At 69.9% G+C, this 18,354-nt stretch carries 14 protein-coding genes; 13 read left to right on the forward strand and 1 reads right to left on the reverse strand.

Annotated elements, in window-relative coordinates; all coding sequences use genetic code 11:
• Positions 1-80 precede the first annotated feature (80 nt).
• Complete coding sequence (locus OHA25_RS49160; protein WP_327583734.1) at positions 81-1,169, forward strand: LacI family DNA-binding transcriptional regulator; 1,089 nt, start codon at positions 81-83, stop codon at positions 1,167-1,169.
• Positions 1,166-3,142 carry a beta-N-acetylhexosaminidase family protein gene (locus tag OHA25_RS49165; protein WP_327583735.1) on the forward strand — a complete coding sequence of 659 codons (1,977 nt, stop codon included), beginning with the start codon at positions 1,166-1,168 and terminating at the stop codon, positions 3,140-3,142. Before OHA25_RS49160 ends, OHA25_RS49165 begins: the two co-directional genes overlap by 4 nt.
• Here OHA25_RS49165 and OHA25_RS49170 read toward each other — a convergent pair.
• Positions 3,139-4,980, reverse strand: coding sequence for a glycoside hydrolase family 35 protein (locus OHA25_RS49170; protein WP_327583736.1), 1,842 nt, complete (start codon positions 4,978-4,980; stop codon positions 3,139-3,141). The genes OHA25_RS49165 and OHA25_RS49170 overlap by 4 nt on opposite strands.
• Before the next feature lie 90 nt (positions 4,981-5,070).
• Between OHA25_RS49170 and OHA25_RS49175 the strand changes: the two genes are divergently transcribed.
• The 11 genes from OHA25_RS49175 to OHA25_RS49225 all read left to right on the forward strand — a co-directional run bounded on the left by OHA25_RS49175 (position 5,071) and on the right by OHA25_RS49225 (position 18,333).
• Entirely contained in the window at positions 5,071-6,087 is a 1,017-nt protein-coding gene (locus tag OHA25_RS49175; protein ID WP_305916119.1) for a LacI family DNA-binding transcriptional regulator, read from the forward strand.
• Positions 6,088-6,223: 136 nt separating this feature from the next.
• The gene (locus tag OHA25_RS49180) at positions 6,224-7,555 is read left to right on the forward strand and encodes a carbohydrate ABC transporter substrate-binding protein (protein WP_327583737.1); all 1,332 of its coding nucleotides are present in this window, start codon (positions 6,224-6,226) and stop codon (positions 7,553-7,555) included.
• A 1-nt stretch (position 7,556) separates the two neighbouring features.
• Positions 7,557-8,474: a carbohydrate ABC transporter permease gene (locus OHA25_RS49185; RefSeq protein WP_327583738.1), complete on the forward strand. Its 918-nt coding sequence runs from the start codon at positions 7,557-7,559 to the stop codon at positions 8,472-8,474.
• 11 nt (positions 8,475-8,485) lie between these two features.
• Complete coding sequence (locus OHA25_RS49190) at positions 8,486-9,349, forward strand: carbohydrate ABC transporter permease (RefSeq protein ID WP_327583739.1); 864 nt, start codon at positions 8,486-8,488, stop codon at positions 9,347-9,349.
• Between the two features lie 12 nt (positions 9,350-9,361).
• The gene (locus tag OHA25_RS49195) at positions 9,362-9,541 is read left to right on the forward strand and encodes a DUF6903 family protein (RefSeq protein WP_327583740.1); all 180 of its coding nucleotides are present in this window, start codon (positions 9,362-9,364) and stop codon (positions 9,539-9,541) included.
• Positions 9,538-10,998: an alpha-L-fucosidase gene (locus tag OHA25_RS49200; protein WP_327583741.1), complete on the forward strand. Its 1,461-nt coding sequence runs from the start codon at positions 9,538-9,540 to the stop codon at positions 10,996-10,998. Before OHA25_RS49195 ends, OHA25_RS49200 begins: the two co-directional genes overlap by 4 nt.
• Before the next feature lie 23 nt (positions 10,999-11,021).
• Positions 11,022-12,071, forward strand: coding sequence for a hypothetical protein (locus OHA25_RS49205; RefSeq protein WP_327583742.1), 1,050 nt, complete (start codon positions 11,022-11,024; stop codon positions 12,069-12,071).
• The gene (locus tag OHA25_RS49210; protein ID WP_327583743.1) at positions 12,068-14,410 is read left to right on the forward strand and encodes a discoidin domain-containing protein; all 2,343 of its coding nucleotides are present in this window, start codon (positions 12,068-12,070) and stop codon (positions 14,408-14,410) included. Before OHA25_RS49205 ends, OHA25_RS49210 begins: the two co-directional genes overlap by 4 nt.
• A 282-nt stretch (positions 14,411-14,692) precedes the next feature.
• Entirely contained in the window at positions 14,693-16,102 is a 1,410-nt protein-coding gene (locus tag OHA25_RS49215) for an APC family permease (protein WP_327583744.1), read from the forward strand.
• Between the two features lie 144 nt (positions 16,103-16,246).
• On the forward strand, positions 16,247-18,073 hold the full coding sequence (locus tag OHA25_RS49220; RefSeq protein WP_327583745.1) for a S8 family peptidase: 1,827 nt from the start codon (positions 16,247-16,249) through the stop codon (positions 18,071-18,073).
• The gene (locus tag OHA25_RS49225; RefSeq protein ID WP_327583746.1) at positions 18,070-18,333 is read left to right on the forward strand and encodes a hypothetical protein; all 264 of its coding nucleotides are present in this window, start codon (positions 18,070-18,072) and stop codon (positions 18,331-18,333) included. The genes OHA25_RS49220 and OHA25_RS49225 overlap by 4 nt, the downstream gene beginning before the upstream one ends.
• Positions 18,334-18,354: the final 21 nt, after the last annotated feature.

The following is an 18,354-nucleotide window of genomic DNA, read 5'->3' on the forward strand; positions in this document are numbered from 1 at the left end:
AGTTCTCATGGTCACGCGGGAAGCTCATCTCGTTTCCATAACGACGGGCCGCCCGCAGGCCAGACATCGATGGAGAAGCGATGCCGCAGAACGATGAGGTTCCGCCCCAGGACTCCGCCGCCGGCCCTCCTGAGTCCTCGCCTGGCCGGTTGAGGAGCACCGACATCGCGCGGCTGGCGGGCGTCTCGGTGTCGGCGGTGTCACTGGCGTTCAACGCCCGCCCCGGCATCAGCGACGCGACACGCAAGCGCATCCTCGACGTCGCCGAGGAGCTCAACTGGCGCCCGCACCGGGCCGCACGCGCGCTCAAAGGGGCCAGCAACGACGTCGTCGGCATCGTCATCGCACGCCCGGCCCGCACGCTGGGCGTCGAGCCGTTCTTCGCCCATGTCCTGTCCGGCCTGCAGTCCCGCCTGTCCAATGAGGGAATCGCCACACAAATCCTCATCGTCGAGGACGCCGAGGCAGAGGTGGCGGTCTACCGCCGCTGGGCCGCCGAGAACCGCGTCGACGGGCTCGTGCTCTTCGACCTCGCGGTCGACGACGTCCGGCCGCAGGTCATCGCCGACCTCCGCGTCCCCGCCGTCGTCCTGGGAGGCCACGGAGCCCCCTTGCCGCTGTCCAGCGTCTGGGTCGACGACCACGCCGCGATGAACCGCATCCTCGCCTACCTCGCCACGCTCGGCCACCGGTCCATCGGCCACGTCAGCGGCGTCCCCGCCTACCAGCACACGCGACGCCGCCTCCAGGCCGTCGCCGACGCGCACGAGAGGCTCGACCTCGACATCGTGAGCGTGGCCACCGACTTCTCCGACACCCAAGGCGCGTCGGCCACCCGCCAGCTGCTGGAGGCGAGCCCCCGGTGCACGGCGATCATCTACGACAGCGACGTCATGGCGGCGGCGGGGCTAGGCGTCGCCACCGAGATGGGCGTACGGATCCCCGGCGACGTCTCCATCGTGTCCTTCGACGACTCCATCCTCACCCAGCTCCCCCATCCCCCGATCACCGCCCTGACCCGCGACACGTACGCGCTCGGCACGCTCACCGCGACCGAACTGCTCCACGTGATGGCCGAGCGTCCGGAACCCCGCGCAGTGCAGGCTCCCACCCCCGAGCTCGTGCTACGCGGCAGCACCGCCCCTCCAGCCGAACGGAGAGTTCCGTGACAAGACGCACCCCTGCCCTCTGCCTTGCGCTGGCCGCGACCCTGTGTGCCGGAGCACTCCTGCCCGTCCCCGCGGCCTCTGCCGCTCCGGTCCCGAACGCCTCCTTACCCGCGGTGTCACCGACTCCGCAGTCCCTGAACGGCATCGGCTCCGCCGCGGTCGTCACCAGCCGGGTGCTCGTGGTCGCCGACGACCGGACCGACCCCGCCGCCCGCGACCGCCTCGTCCGCGAACTCAAGAGCCACGGCGCCGGCCGGGTGGACATCGTCACCCCTGACAAGATCCCGGCCGCCGCGCCCGGCCTGCTCACGGTGCGCCTCGGCCCTGCGACGCGACCGGACATCGCCCAGGCGCTCGGCGACACGGTCCCGCCCAGCAAGAGCGAGGGATACGCGTTACGGGTCTCGGGCGGCAACCAGCGCCAGATCGCGCTCGGCGGCGAGGACGCCGCAGGTCAGTTCTATGCCGTGCAGACGCTGCGCCAGTTGTTCGTCCCGTCCGGCGACGGCTGGAAGGTGGCGGGAGTCCAGGTCAGCGACTTCCCGTCCATGCCGCTGCGCGGCACCATCGAGGGCTTCTACGGTGCGCCATGGACGCACGCAGAACGCCTCGACCAGATGGACTTCTACGGCGACGTCAAGGCCAACACCTACATCTACGCCCCCAAGGACGATCCCTACCACCGCGACAAGTGGCGCGACCCCTACCCGGCGGACAAGCTCGCCGAACTGGGCGAGCTCGTGGCCCGGGCCAACGCGAACCACGTCCGCTTCACCTTCGCTCTCTCCCCCGGCGTGTCGATCTGCTACTCCGACCAGGCGGACCGCACCGTACTCAAGCAGAAGCTCCAGGCGCTCTACGACCTGGGCGCCAGAGCCTTCTCCATCCCGCTGGACGACATCAGCTACACCCGCTGGAACTGCGCGGCCGACGAGAGCGCCTACGGCGCCGCCGGACGCACCACCGCGGCCAAGGCCCAGGTCGATCTGCTCAACGACGTGCAGCGGAGCTTCATCGCCACCCACGAAGGCGCCCAGCCGCTGCAGATGGTGCCCACCGAGTACGGCGATCTGACCGACACCACGTACAAGCAGACCATGCGGGCCTCCCTCGATCCCACGATCGAGGTGATGTGGACCGGCATCGAGACCGTGCCTCCGGAGATCACCAACGCGCAGGCCGAGAAGGCGGCGGAGCTGTTCGGGCGCAAGGTCTTCGTCTGGGACAACTACCCGGTCAACGACTACGGCGAGACCAGCGGCCGGCTGCTGCTGGCGCCCTACGACAAGCGTGAGAGCGGCCTGGCCGCGCACCTGTCCGGCATCGTGGCCAACCCGATGAACCAGCCGTACGCGAGCAAGGCCGCGGTCTTCGGCACCGCGGACTTCACCTGGAACGACCAGGCGTACGACGCGAGGAAGAGCTGGCCGCGGGCGATGGCCTATCTCGCCGGCGGCGACAAGGCGGCGACCGAGGCGCTGCTGGTGTTCGGTGACCTGGAGCACGTGGCCCCGACCTTCGGTGGCACCCCTTGGCAGCCCCAGGCACCCGAGCTCGCCGCCCGGACGAGCGCGTTCTGGCAGGCATGGGACGAGGGGCGACGGGCTGAAGCGATCACCGCGCTGCGTCGGTACGCGAAGGCCATCGCCACGGCGCCGGCCACCATCCGCGGCGGATCGGTGCAGAAGGGCTTCACTGATGACGCCGCGTCCTGGCTGGACGCCACCGAGCTGTGGGGCAGGGCGATGGTGTCCATGCTCGGCGCGCTCGACGCCCGGCTCGCCGGAGACGAGGTCAAGAGCGGCGCGTTGCTCGCCGAGTCGCGTGAGCTGCAGGCGCAGGCCCGCGCCGTGCGGGTCAGCCCGCCGCGTAACCGCTGGGGCGCGGCCCAGGTCCGGGTCGGCGACGGGGTGCTCGACGTCTTCCTGACCGAGGCCGACGCCCGGCTCCAGCAGTGGGTGGTCGCCGGTTAGCCGAACTCCTCGACGTACTCCTCCGGAGGTCCGAGCTCGGGGCGGTCCCGCAACTCCAGGACCGCCCCCAGCCGTTCCAGCTCGAGGACCGTCACGATGTTCTCGCCCGCGCGCAGCAGCGGAGCCGGGCAGTACAGCGTGACCTGCGGCCCGATCTCCCAGTAACGGCCGAGCAGGAACCCGTTGACCCAGACGAGGCCGCGGGCCGATCCCGGCAGGGCGAGGAAGGTGTCCGCGGGCGTGCCGACGTGCACCGTCGCGACGGCGAACCCGGCGTGCGTGGTCGCGGGACCGGCGGCGACCGCGCGGGCCAGCTCGTCCGCGGACCACTCCTGCAGCGCCATCGGCGTGCTGTCCCACCCCTGCACGATGCGCCGGTCGACGAGGACGGGACCGAGCAGGCCCTTGTGCCGGCCGATGCCCGGCCCGTAGTTCACCCGGCCGAGGCTCTCGACCAGGACCTCCAGGCGTACGACGTCGCCGGTTCCGCGTACCGGGAGTTCCGGGTCACCGGGATCTGCGACGCCGAGGACGGCGCCGTCGCCGAACACCAGGGCCCGGTCGCGTACGTCGGTGAAGACGAGCCGGTGCTCCCCCACGGGAATACGCGGGTGCGCGGTGTGCAGGACCATGCCCGCGTCGAGCCCGAGCTGCTCGAACGAGGCCGGGCGCGGACCTGTCGAGGTGGGCGCCGGGACGGCGCGGAGGCCAGCGAGCAGGTCGGCGCGGTGGACGAGCGGGACGCGCGCCGGCGGCAGCGCCGGCGTCCACACGGGCATCCGCACGGGTCCGCGCGCGCCGAGCGCCTCCCGCACGGCGAAGAACTTGGCGGTGAGCGTGCCGTCCTCGGCGACCGGCGCGTCGGAGTCGTAGCTGCTCACCGTGGGCTGCAGCCGGCCCTCGTGCTCGTTGGCGCCCGCCCAGAGCCCGAAGTTGGTCCCGCCGTGGGCCATGTAGATGCTCACGCTGCCGCCGTCGGCGATGATCCCTTCGAGGGCGCGGACGACGCTGTCCGCGCCGCGGACGTGGTGCCGCTCGCCCCAGTGGTCGAACCAGCCGTTCCAGAACTCGGCGACGACGAACGGCTCGTCCGGCCGCCGCGCCGCGAGGAGCCGCCGGGCGGCGTCAGGTTGGGTGCCCAGGGTGACGGCCGCCAGGGTCCCGGACAGGGTGCCGCCGTCCAGCATCAGCTCCGTGGGGCCGTCGGCGGTGAACAGCAGTTCGCGGATGCCGCGCGCGGTCAGGGCGTCGCGATTCCAGCGCAGGTAGGCATGGTCGTCGCCGAAGCTGCCGAACTCGTTCTCCACCTGCACCGCCACGACCGGCCCGCCCGCGGCGGCCTGGAGCCCGGCGATGCGCGGGATCAGCTCGTCGAACCAGCGGCCGACCGCGGAGGTGAACGCGGGATCGGAGCTGCGGATCGTGACGTCGCGGCCGGTGAGCCAGCTCGGCAGGCCGCCGTTCGACCACTCCGCGCAGATGTACGGGCCGGGCCGGACGACGACGTCGAGGCCTTCCTCCCCCACCATGCGGATGAACCGCTCGACGTCCCGCCAGCCGTCGAAACCCGGCGCCTCGTCCTCGCGGGGCTGGTGGAAGTTCCATGCCACATAGGTGTCGATGGTGTTGAGCCCGAGGTCGGCGAGCCGGCGGATCCGGTCCCGCCAGAGATCGGGGTGGACGCGGAAGTAGTGCAGCGCCCCGGACAGGATGCGATGGGGCACGCCATGCCGGAGCAGCAGGCGCCCGCGCCAGGTGAGCGCGCTCGTGCCGGCCGGCGCATCGGTCGTGGTCGTCGTCGGGGCCGGCGAAGTGTCCGGCGCAGGCAGCTCGATCACCACGCGAGACTATGTTATCGATGCCATGTGTAACAAGGACGCTATGATTCGGCAGACGACAGGCGGCCCCGCCCGCGAGAGAGGAGCGCTATGACCAAGGCCACCGCGCGGCCCAGGAGGCAGCCGAGCATGGCTGACGTGGCCAGGACCGCCGGGGTGTCGGCGCAGACCGTCTCACGCGCGCTCCGCGACTCGCCGAACGTCAACCCGGAGACCAGGCAGCGCGTGCTGGCCGCCGTGGAGCAGCTCGGCTACCGTTTCAACAACGCCGCCAGGGTGCTGTCCTCGGGGCGCAGCCACACCATCGGGCTCGTGCTGCTGCAGTCCGGCGGCTACTACTCCCGCTCCGCGGTGACCGCCGGCGTCGAGGCGGCCGCGGGCGAGGCCGGATATGCGGTGAGCATCGCGACCATCGCCAGGCTCGACACCGGCATGATGGAGCGTTCCCTGTCCAAGCTCGCCGACCAGGGCGTGGACGGCATCGTCATCGCCGTGCCGCTCATCTCCGTCACGCAGAAGATGGAGGACATCACCCGGGACATCCCCACCGTCACGCTCGACGGCTCCCGCACCGCGAGCGCCCGGGTGCTCGGGATCGACCAGAAGGAGGCGGGCCGCATCGCCACCCGGCACCTGCTCGACCTCGGGCATCGCCAGGTGTGGCACGTCTCGGGACCGGATGAGTGGATCGAGGCGCGCCAGCGGCGCGAGGGCTGGCAGGAGTGCCTGGCCGCGGCCGGGATCCAGGCGCCGCCCCCGCTCGAGGGTGACTGGTCGCCCGACTCGGGATACCGGCAGGGGCAGGTCCTCGCGATGATCCCGGACGTGACCGCCGTCTTCGCCGCCAGCGACGAGATGGCCTTCGGGGTGATCCGCGCCCTGCGCGAGCGCGGCCGGTCGGTGCCCGGCGACGTGTCCATCGTGAGCGTCGACGACATCGCCCTGGCGGCCTACTGCCACCCGCCGCTGACCACCGTGCGGCAGGACTTCTACCACTCCGGCGCGGCCGCCGTCGCCCTGCTGCTGCGGGGAGCCGACGCCGGCGAGTCCCTCGTCACGGCGTCGTTGTCGATACGCGACTCCACGGCGCCGCCGCGTCGTCCCTGAGCCTCGTGCCGGGCCCGTTCGCAAAGTGCCTCTTGCGCCTTCCATGTTATCGATGCCACTGTAACAACGTCCGGACCCGGACTCCGGTCCTCCACCCCCCAGGTGGGCAGCTGTCCACGGGAAGGATCCCAGAACCATGAGGAGATCACTCGTCCTGGCGAGCGCCGCCATCACGGTGCTCGGGCTGCTCACCGGCTGCTCGGCCGGCGGAGACGGCTCGGGCTCCAGCACCCCCGGCAAGACGACTCTGAGTGTCGCCGCCCTCGAAGGCGGATACGGGCGGGACATGTACACCGAGGTCATCCAGGCGTACGAGGCCTCGCATCCCAACGTCGACGTGCAGCTGCAGATCTCGAAGAGCATCGAGGACGAGATCACCCCGAACATGAAGGCCGGGCGGTTCCCGGACGTCGTGGTGCTCGGTCAGGGCCGCAAGGCCGCGCTCACCGAGACGCTCATCAAGGACAAGGCCCTCGAGGATCTCACGCCCGTGCTGAAGGCGAAGGTGCCCGGTGAGGACAAGACCGTCGGGGACAAGCTCATCCAGGGCATCGTCGGCAACCTCAACACCAACCCCTACGGCACGGACCAGACGTACCTGATGCCGATGTACTACGCGCCGACCGGGCTCGTCTACAACAAGGGCCTGTTCGAGCAGAAGGGCTGGAAGGTCCCGGCCACCTGGGACGAGATGTTCGCACTCGGCGAGACGGCCAAGAAGGAGAAGATCGCGCTGTTCACCTACCCGACCGCCGGGTACCTCGACTCGTTCTTCTTCGCGCTGCTCGCCGACGTCGGCGGGGAGCAGTTCTACACCGACGTCATGACGTACAAGCAGGGCGTCTGGCAGACGCCGCAGGCCCGGCAGGTTCTGGACCTCACCACCCGGCTGCTGAAGTACGCCGCGCCGACCACGGTCGGCTACGCCAATGAGCAGGACTTCACCAAGAACCAGCAGGCGATCCTCGACAACAAGGCGCTGTTCATGCCGAACGGCACCTGGGTCGTCGGCGAGATGAAGGACGCCCCGCGCGCCGACGGCTTCCAGTGGGGTCTGACGCCGTTGCCGGCGGTCACGGCGGGCGGCAAGCGCTACATCACCACGTCGGTGGAGTCGGTCTGGATCCCCGGCGCGGCCAAGAACAAGGACGCGGCGAAGGAGTTCGTCGCCTACCTCTACTCCGACGAGGCGGCGAAGATCTTCGCCAAGTCGGATGCCATCCAGCCGATCCAGGGCATCGTGAGCAGCCTGTCCGCGGAGAACGCCGAGTTCTACAAGGTCTACCAGGACCCGTCGGTCGCCGCGCTGGTCGGCGGGTTCGCCGGCACCGCGCCCGTCGCGGGCGTCGACATCAAGGCCACGCTCTTCGACACGGCCAACAGCATCATCAGCGGCGACAAGACCGAGGACCAGTGGCAGGCCGCGCTCAACGACGCCAGCGAGAAGCTGCGCCAGGCGGGGAGCTGACGTGCCCGGTGGCAGCCCGTCGAGCATCGGAGGGCGCCGGCGCGGCGACGGCCTCTTCGTGCTCGCCTGCCTCCTGCCCGCGCTCGTGCTCTTCGCGGTCTTCATGATCGTCCCGACCGTGAACGTGTTCCGGATGTCCTTCTACACCTGGAGCGGCTTCTCCCCCGACATGCGTTTCGCCGGGCTCGGCAACTTCACCCGGCTCCTCGATGACGAGCAGTTCGTCCGCGCGTTCCAGAACACGGTCGCGCTTCTCGTCGTCGTGACCGTCGTGACGATGGGCGTGGGCCTGTTCCTCGCCGCGATCATGACCCGGCAGCGGCTGCGGGGGCGGGCCCTCTTCCGGTTCATCCTCTACGTCCCGAGCGTGCTGTCCGTGGTCGTCATCGCGGCGATCTTCTCCGCCATCCTGGACCAGGAGAACGGCCTGCTCAACGGCACCCTGCGGCTGCTCTCGCTCGATGGCCTGCGGCAGGTCTGGCTCGGCGACCAGCAGCTGGTGCTCTGGTCCGTCGCGTTCGCGATGGTCTGGCAGTCGCTCGGCTACTACATGGTCCTCTACATGTCCGGCATGGCGAGCATCCCGGAGGAGCTCTACGAGGCCTCCGCGCTCGACGGCGCGACCGCCGGCCGGCAGTTCTTCGCCATCACGCTGCCGCTCATCTGGCAGAACCTCCGCACGACGCTGACGTTCTTCGTCATGAGCGCGGTCAACCTCAGCTTCGTCCTGGTCCGGGCCATGACCGGCGGCGGACCCGACGGGTCCTCCGAGGTCCTGCTGAGCTACATGTACAAGCAGGCGTACACGAACTCGTCGTACGGGTACGGCATGGCCATCGGCGTCGTCATCTTCGCGTTCTCGTTCCTCGTCTCGCTCCTGGTGAGCCGCGCGACGCGGCGCGAGCCCCTCCAGTTCTGAGGACGGCCACCATGACCACGATCAACTGGCGAAGGACACTGACCTACGTCCTCGTCACCGCGATCGCGCTCGCCATCGCCGTGCCGGTCGCCTGGGTGCTGGTCGCCTCGCTCAAACAGAAGAGTGAGTTCTTCGGCAGCCCCTGGACGCCGCCGGAGGGCCTCCACCTCCAGAACTACGTCGACGCGTTCGTCACCGCCCGCATGGGCCAGTACTTCTTCACCTCTGTGCTCGTCACGCTGCTCGGGCTGGTGTTCGTCCTGGCGGTCTCCGTGCCGGCGGCCTATGTCATCGCCCGGTACGAGTTCCGCGGCCGCGGTCTCGTGGAGGTCGCGCTCCTGGCCGGGCTGTTCGTCAACGTCAACTACATCGTGGTGCCGATCTTCCTCATGCTCGTCGGCTGGGACCGGGCGCTCGTCGACGTGCTCCCCGGTGGCTTCTTCATCGACAACCCCGGGGTCCTCTCGCTCGTCTACGCGGCCACGTCGATCCCGTTCACCATCTATCTGCTCACCGCGTACTTCCGGTCGATACCGGCCGAATACGAGGAGGCCGCCGCCCTGGACGGGGCGTCCCGCCTGCGGATCATGACCAGGGTCATGCTCCCGATGGCGCGGCCTGCGCTCACCACCGTGATCCTTTTCAACTTCCTGGCCTACTGGAACGACTTCATCATCGCGCTCACCCTGCTCCCAGGCGAGGGCAAGACGCTGCAGGTGGGCCTGCTCAACCTGATGACCGCGCAGAAGGCGGCGGCCGACTACGGGCGGCTCTACGCCGGCATGGTCATCGTCATCGTCCCCGTCCTCATCTTCTACGCGCTCATCCAGCGCCGGCTCATCGAAGGCATGGCCTCCGGCGGTGTGAAGGGCTGAAGGAGTCTGGTCATGAAGGAATCGACGCGCAGCGTGCTGCTCGTCATCGCCCGCACGTTCGTCGTGGCCGGCTGCGTCGCCGTCGTCGTCGGCGCGCGGGCGACGACCGGGTGGGGCCATCTCGCGATCATGCTCGCCGCGCTGGGCGGGCTGCTGGCCGTGCTGGCCTCGTACAACCGGAGGTTCCGGTGATCGCGGAGGTGTCGGCCGGGCGGGCACTGGCCGCGGTCCGGCCGAGCGCACGCCAGCTCGCGTGGCAGGCCATGGAGTTCTACGGGTTCATTCACTTCGGCATGAACACGATGACGGACCGGGAGTGGGGCGAGGGGCACGACGACCCGGCCGCCTTCGACCCGGCCGGACTCGACGCCGACCAGTGGATCAGGGCGCTCAAGAGCGCCGGGATGACCGGTGTGATCCTGACCTGCAAGCATCACGATGGGTTCTGCCTGTGGCCGAGCGGCGTCACGACGTACACGGTCGCCTCCTCGCCCTGGCGTGACGGCCAGGGCGACGTGGTCGCGGAGGTCGCCGGCGCGGCCCGGCGGCACGGCCTGCGGTTCGGGATCTACCTGTCGCCGTGGGACCGCACCGAGGCGTCCTACGGCAGCGGGAGCGCGTACGACGACTTCTACGTCGCCCAGCTCACCGAGCTGCTCACCCGGTACGGGCCGGTGTTCGCGGTGTGGCTGGACGGCGCGAACGGCGAGGGCCCGAACGGCAGGCGCCAGGTCTACGACTGGGAGCGGTACTACGCGGTGGTCCGCGAGCTGCAGCCGGACGCGGTCATCAGCGTGTGCGGGCCGGACGTCCGCTGGTGCGGCAACGAGGCCGGGGACACCCGCCCCGACGAGTGGAGCGTGGTGCCCCGTGCCCTGCAGGACGCCGAGCGGATCGCGGACCGCTCGCAGCAGGCGGACGACGGCGCCTTCGCCCGGCTCGTCCGCAGCGACGACCGCGACCTCGGCAGCCGCGCCGCCTTGGCGGGACACTGCGAAGGGAGCAGCGCTTCCGAGCCAATAGGAGCAGACGACCTGGTCTGGTACCCGGCCGAGGTGAACACCTCGATCCGGCCCGGATGGTTCCACCACCCGGCCGAGGATGCCGCGGTCCGCTCCGCGGACGAGCTGTTCGCCATCTACCTGCGCTCTGTCGGCGGCAACTCCTGTTTCCTGCTCAACGTCCCGCCGGACCGTGACGGGCGGGTGCGGGGCACCGACGTGGCGGTGCTGGAGCAACTCGGGCGGCGCATCGCGGACTTCCGGGCGCGGCGGGTCGATGCGGCCGCGACGGTGTCGTCCGGGAGCGCGGGCGATGTCGCGACCGCGTGGCCCGGCAGGGGGCGCACGCCGTGGCGGCCGGACGACGCCGACCCGCTGCCCGGCGTGCGGCTCGCGTTCGCACGGCCCCGCCCGATCGAGGCGGTCGTCGTGGGCGAGGACATCACGCAGGGGCAGCGCATCGAGCACCTCGTCGTCCGGGGCCACCGCGACAGCCGGTGGACGACACTCGCGGAGGCGAACGCCGTGGGCTACCAGCGCATCCTGACGTTCCCGCCGGCCGAGGTCGACGCCGTGCTGGTCGAGGTGTCCCAGGCCCGGGACACACCCGTCGTCGCCCGCGTGGCCGCGATCGAGGCGGCGTCGTGAAGGGCGCCGTAAGGGAGCGCGCCGTGCGAAAGGGCGCCGTGCGCAGGCCGTCGCGCCGGCGCCGCGCCGTCGTCCTGGTCGCCGGCGTGGTGACCGCCCTCGCCGCTCTGGTGGTCACCGGCGTGATGCTCACCCACCGCTCCGGCGAGGTCGCCTCCATCGACGGGCACGCCGTGACCCGCGACGAGCTGCTCTTCCACATGCGGCGGCTCGCGCCCCAGGTCCAGAACGAGTTACGCCTCCAGGGCGGGCCCGCGTGGACCACGAAGGCCGGCGACCGGACCGCACTGCAGCGGCTCGCGGCCCGCGCACTCGACGAGATCCGGCGGGACAAGACCACGCTCGTCCTCGCGAAAGAGGAAGGCCTGATCGGCTCCGCCGACCACGCGGACTTCCTCGCCGAGCTGGCCGGCGAGAACGAGCGCCGCGCCGACGCCATCGCCAGGGGCGAGGTCGTCTACGGCCTGGTGGAATTCTCACCCGAGGAGTACTACTCGCACCGGCTCACCGAGCTCACGACCGCGCTGAAGCAGCGGCTCGGCAAAAGGGCGGACGGCCCGCTCCGGGTCACCGACGCCGACGTCCGGCAGGCGTTCGACGCCGACCGGGACGCCTGGAGCGCCAACGCGACCACGTACACGTACGCGAGGCTCGTGGTGCCGGTGCCCGACGGCGCTCCCCAGGACTACGCGGCCGGCCTCCAGCGGCGGGTGGCCGCGGCGGACCGGCTGGCGGAGGTCGCGGATCGAGAGCCGGGCGCCGAGCTCACGACCGCCACGCACCACGGCGGCGGCTCGGCCGTCCACGACCAGGACCTCATGGCGGTGCTCGGCAAGCTCGCCGCGGGCCAGATCTCCGCCCCCGTCCCAGGCACCGGCCAGATCACCTACTACGAACTCAAGGGCAAGACCGTCGACGAGGACGCGGCGTTCGCCGAGTACTCCCGACGCATCCGGCAGTCGCTCATCGAGGAGAAGTTCGCCCAGTTCCTCCAGCGCCGAGTGGACAACAGCGACATCAAGGTCGACACGGCGGCGGTGGACGCCATCAACGCAGAGGATGTGCACCAATGAAACCTGTCGGCACCGTATCCCGCGTCGCGCCGCCCCGCCGGCGCCCCGCGGCGCGGACGCTGCGCATGGGCCTCGCCGCCCTGCTCGCCGCGCTCCTCGCGGGCTCACTCGCGCCCGCCGCGCCGGCCGCCGCGTCCCCGGACCGCTCCCCCGCCGCCCAGAAGGACCTGCCCGGCAACGCGCCGAACCCGGCAGGCGGCAGGGACTACTTCATCGACGCCACCAACGGCCGCGACAACGCTTCCGGCACCTCACCGAAGACCGCCTGGCGCAGCCTGGCCAAGGCGAACGCGACGACCTTCATGCCCGGAGACCGCATCCTGCTCAAGAGCGGCGCACAGTGGCACGACCAGCAGTTATGGCCGAAGGGCTCGGGCAGTGCGGGCAAGCCGATCACCATCTCGGCGTACGGCGACCCGGCCGCCCGCAAGCCGTACATCGCGGCGAACGGCAAGGTGCCGAGCCCCTTCCGCGCCGACGGCACGAAGAACCCCGACACGGTCGGTCTGACCGGGGCCATCGTGCTGCGCAACCAGCAGTATTTCGAGATCAACAACGTCGAGCTGTCCAACGACGACGACTTCGCCACCGACATCACCACCGGGCGCTACGTCCGCGACGGCATCATGGTCTCCATCAACGCCGACCTCCTGCCGGCCGGCGCGGACAGCATCATGGACCATTTCCGCATCTCGAACGTGTACGTCCATGATCTCGACGGCCCGAGCAACTGGCAGCGGATCCACTACGGCGGCGTCAACTTCCAGGTCTTCGGCAGCCGCAATTACAAGGAGTACGCCACCGGCGGCTACTACTTCAAGGACGTCAGGATCGAGAACAACACCTTCATGAAGGTCGAGCTGCACGCCGTGCAGTTCGCGTTCAACTGGTTCGCCGCGGACGGTGCGGACTCCGGCCAGTACGACGAGAGCGGGAAGTTCCATGAGGGCTGGGAGCAGCTCTGGGTGCGTACCCGCGACCTGTACAGCCGTGACGTCTACATCGGCCACAACTACGCCGAGAGCGTCGGCCAGGGCGCGATCCAGCTGGCCAACACCAAGAACATGACGGTCGAGTACAACGAGGTCAACGGCTTCCTCGAGCGGTATGGCTCGGTGTCCGTCGCGCTCTATCTGTGGGCGGGCGCCGACTCGGTGATGCAGTACAACGAGGTTTACGGCGGCCCGTACAACGAGTTCGACGGCACCCCGTGGGACTTGGAGTACACGAACTTCAACGTCACCTACCAGTTCAACTACTCGCACGACAATCCGGCGGGCTGGATGTCGTATATGGGCAACAGCTCCAACTCGGTCGCCCGCTACAACCTGAGCGTGAACGACAACGGCGTGCTGGTGAAGAACATGCTGTCCTCGAACTACTCGCCGACCTACTTCGTGAACAACACCTTCGTGTACGACGGCGCGGAGATGGACTACTTCCACGACGAGACGTTCCTGAGCAAGGTCTACTTCCTGAACAACATCTTCTACAACGCCTCCACGACGGAATCGACGCCGTGGTACCGCCGGACCGGCGCCCTGCGCCAAGCGGTGTTCTCGAACAACGACTTCTACGAGGCGAGCGGCACCCATTCCAGCCAGGAGCCGGCTGACCGGGCCGGGCTGCGGGTCGACCCGAAGTTCGTGGGAGACCCGGCGAAATACGTCACCGGGGCGGGCGTGGACCGGATCCGGACAGCCGCGGCGCACTTCAGGCTCCGCGGCGACTCACCGCTCATCGACGCCGGCCGGTACAACCCGCACCTGGGCACCGAGGACTTCCTCGGCACGCACCTCTACTACGGCAAGGCACCGGACCTGGGCATCGCGGAGAGCCGGATCGGTGAGAAGGTCGCCAACCCGGTGGACGACGATCCCATCGAGGACGATACGGACGACCGGGTCAACCTCGCGCTCGGCAAGCCGGCCACCGCGAGCTCGACGCACCCGGGCGCGAACGGCACGCTCACCGCTGACAGGCTGACCGACGGCGACCCGGCGACCCGCTGGGCGGCGGCCGACGACGCGACCTACCCGATCACGCTGGACATCGACTTCGGCACGGACACGACCTTCGACGAGGTGTACCTCGACGAATACACCGACGCAGGCACCAACCCGCGGGTCCAGACGTTCGACCTGCAACGATGGGACGCCGGGACCGGCGCCTGGGTGACCTTCGCCAGCCGTGCCGACGGCATCGGACACGACCTGACCGTGACCGGCTTCGGCAACGTCACGGCCTCCCGGCTTCGGGTGGCGCTCACCGGGCAGAAACCGACCGAGGTGTACACGCCGACACTGACCGAGATCGCCGTCTACCGCACCGACGCGTAGGCCATGAACGCTCGGCGGGAATCCAGCTCATCCGCCCCAAAAGCGTCACGTGTCAGCGCACCGTGACGTTGTGTTCACAGATGACTGCACGGACCGTAGAGTGTCAGAATGGCAGTCGAGATCACGTGGCCGACCTGGCGCGCGGGCGCCGGTCGGCCACAGATGGCGGAGCGAAACAACCCTGATCCGCGCCAGCGGGGGCCTGGCTCGGTTGTGCGGCACTCCTGAACCGGCCCATGCCCATCCAGCCCTGCGGCTGATGCACGACAAGGAGCACCCCCTATGTCTCAGGTCAGTCCCCCCAGTCCTGCCGAGGCTGACAGCAGCGGCCAGCCCAGCCTGAAGCGGGTGATGGGCCCCGGCCTGTTGCTGCTGTTCATCGTCGGCGACATTCTCGGCACCGGGATCTACGCGCTGACCGGCCAGGTCGCCGGCGAGGTGGGTGGCGCCGCATGGCTGCCCTTCGCGATCGCCTTCATCGTCGCGCTGATCACGGCGTGCTCCTACCTGGAGCTGGTCACGAAATATCCGCAAGCCGCGGGAGCCGCCCTCTATGTGCATAAGGCCTTCGGCAAACACGTGGTGACCTTCCTGGTGTGCTTCGCCGTGATGTGCTCGGGCATCACCTCGGCGTCAGCCGCCTCGCGGGCCTTCGCGGCCAACCTGGTCGCGGGTTTCGGTCTGGACGTCGGCAACAGCGTCATCCTGCTGATCGCCCTGGGCTTCATGCTCCTGGTGCTGGCCGTCAACCTCCGAGGCGTCGCCGAGAGCGTCAAGATGAACATCGTGCTCACCGCGGTCGAGCTCTCGGGCCTGCTGCTCGTCATCCTGATCAGCCTCTACTTCATCGCGGGCGGCAACGCCGACTTCTCCCGCGTCGTCGCCTTCGAGACTCCTGCCGACAAGAGCGTGTTCCTGGCGGTCAGCGCCGCGACGTCGCTGGCCTTCTTCGCCATGGTGGGTTTCGAGGACTCGGTCAACATGGCGGAGGAGACCAAGGATCCGGCGCGGATCTTTCCCCGGATGATGTTCACCGGGATCGGGATCACCGGGCTGATCTACATCCTCGTGTCCATCTGTGCCGTCGCCGTGGTCCCCGTCGGCCGGCTCGCCGAAAGCGAGACCCCGCTGTCGACGGTGGTGCAGACCGCGGCCCCCGGCTTCCCGATCTCCGACCTGTTGCCGTTCATCTCGATGTTCGCCGTGGCCAACTCCGCGCTGATCAACATGCTGATGGCCAGCCGGCTCCTGTACGGGATGGGCAAGCAGGGCGTGCTGCCGTCCTTCCTGGCGAAGGTTCACCCCTCCCGGCGCACGCCCCAGGCGGCGATCGTGTTCACCACCGCCATCGCCCTCGGGCTCATCACCTTCGTCTCGCTGAGCCCCGACAGCCCCGTCGTGGCGTTGCTGGGCGGGACGACGTCGCTGCTCCTGCTCGCGGTCTTCGCCCTCGTCAATGTGTCCGTTCTCGTGCTGCGCAGGGACGAGACGACGGCGGAGCACTTCAACGCGGGCCGCGTCCTCCCCGTGGTGGGCACGATCACGTGCCTCTACCTGGTCCTTCCCTGGTCCTCCGGGCGTCCGGCCGGCCAATACCAAATCGCGGGCGTGCTGCTGGCGATCGGCGTGATCCTCTGGGTGATGACCTGGTTGTCCCACAGGAAGCAAGCAGGCATGACCGGCCGGGACTGAGATCATCGGTCCGGCGCCCCGGCCGCACGCCTCCGTCTGTCGCAGCGTCTCGCGGTTGAGTAGGGGGGTGCTCATGCGCACCTCGCGGTTTCGGCGCACTCTGCCTCTTGCAGGAGCGCACAACCACGAGGACAGGGGGGCGCGATGCATCTCGCAAGCACCAGCATCTATCCGCACATGGACCCGCGGCTGCAGTGGGCGCTGAGCCGCTATCAGGATGGCATGCTGACCATGGCCACCAACACCAGCAGCGAGACGGAAGTAGCCGTCCTCGCCCTCGTCGAGGATGCCGACGCCTTCGCCGCCCGCGACGACGTACGGCTCGGCGCGGTGATCGGCGAGATCGACGGACATCGGCTGGTGACCGCGCGGGTGCCGTTCACCGGCATCGAGCCGATCCGCCGGTCGGCGGGCGTGCGCAGCCTGAAGCTGGCGCAGGCGATGATGCCGATGCTCCAGGCCACCGTCCAGGATCTCAAGGCGGCGCCGGCCGCCTGGCCACCCGGGGCGTTGGCCGCCGGCGGCGCCGGCGTCGTGGTCGGGGTGGTGGACTACGGCCTGGACTTCGCGCACCGCAACTTCCTCCGGCCGGACGGATCGACCCGCGTCGCCGCGCTGTGGGACCAGACCGCCGCATCCGGCCCGGACAGCCCGTTCGGGTACGGCAAGCGCCACAGCTCCAGGGACATCGACCTGGCGCTGGCCGCCGAGGATCCCTACCACGCCCTCGGCTACGACCCCGGCGAGAACCCGCCCACCCTCTCCCCGGGCAGGCACGGCACCCACGTGGCGGACATCGCCGCCGGCAACGGCGGCGGCTCGGGGACGCCGGGGGTCGCGCCGGAGTCCGCCATCGCGTTCGTCCAGATCTCCCACTCCGACATCACCTGGCAGGGGCCGGGGGTGGTGGAGGATTTCCTCGGCGACTCGGTGCACATGCTGGAGGCGGTGCGATTCCTGTTCGACGAGGCGGCCGAGCGACCGTGCGCGATCAACATCAGCATCGGCACGAACGGTGGGCCGCACGACGGCTCCAGCCTGGTGGAGAGGGGCCTGGACGCGATGTTGTCGGAGCGTCCCAACCGGATGGTCGTGCTGTCGGCCGGCAACTCCTTCAACGACGGCGTCCACGCCGCCGGCGCTGTCGCCGCGGGCGGGACGTCCGATCTACGCTGGGTGATCCCCGAGGTGTCCCCGTCGTCGCCCGAGTGGCACGGGGAGCTGGAGATCTGGTACTCCGGCCGCGACCGCTTCACCGCCGAGCTGATCGATCCCTCCGGGAAGAGCCTCGGCTCGGTGCCGCTCGGCTCCAACGGCAGGCTCGTGGCCGACGACGGCACCACTACTCTGCTGTTCGTGAGCCACCGCAGGGCAGACCCGCTCAACGGCGACAACGTGGTGGACGTCTTTCTGGAGCGGCACGCCGCTCCGGGCGCCTGGACGATCCGGCTGCACGGTGAGCAGGTGGACGACGGCGGCTACCACGCGTGGATCGAGCGGAGCAACGTCGTGCAGACGACGTTCGCCGAGCCGCGCGACAACAGCCACACCCTGGGCTCCATCGCCTGCGGACGGCTTGCCCTGGCGGTCGGCTCCTACGACGCGCACACCCAGGGCAGCCCGCTGTCCGGCTTCTCGGCGTCGGGGCCGACCCGCGATGGCAGGCAGCGACCTGAACTCAGCGCCCCCGGGCACAAGGTCGTCGCGGCCCGCTCCAAGACCGGCACCGGCGTCATCGCCAAGTCGGGCACCAGCATGGCGGCCCCCGCTGTCACGGGTCTGACGGCGCTGGTCCTGGCCGAAGCCGACGCCCGCGGCGTCGAACTGGACATCGAGACGCTGCGGCGGATCGTCATCCTGGCGGCCCGTACCGACCCGCCCCCCGCCGAAGGGTGGCACGCCCGCTACGGGCACGGCCGGGCCGAGGTGGCCGAGGCGCTCAGGGCTGTGCAGAAGCTGGCGCAAGGATGATCCCTGCCGGTGGCCAGGACCCGGGCGCGTACCGCAAGGCGCGCGTCCGGGCCTGGCTGCTGGGCGACGAGCGCTGGGCACACGACCATCCGGCGACCGGCGTGGTCGAGGTGTCGCAGCCGGGATACCGGCCACCCGGCGTCGAGGTACGCGCCGCGCTCACCGACACGCTGCTGACCGCCGCCGTCCGGCCTTCGGCCCTGGCGGCCCTGGACCGCGACCCGCTCGTGGTCTCGGTTGAGCTGACGGGCTGGCAGTAGCGGCCGGCGGCGCCGGCACCG

Origin of the sequence: Nonomuraea sp. NBC_00507, assembly GCF_036013525.1 — a bacterium.
Taxonomy (GTDB): domain Bacteria; phylum Actinomycetota; class Actinomycetes; order Streptosporangiales; family Streptosporangiaceae; genus Nonomuraea.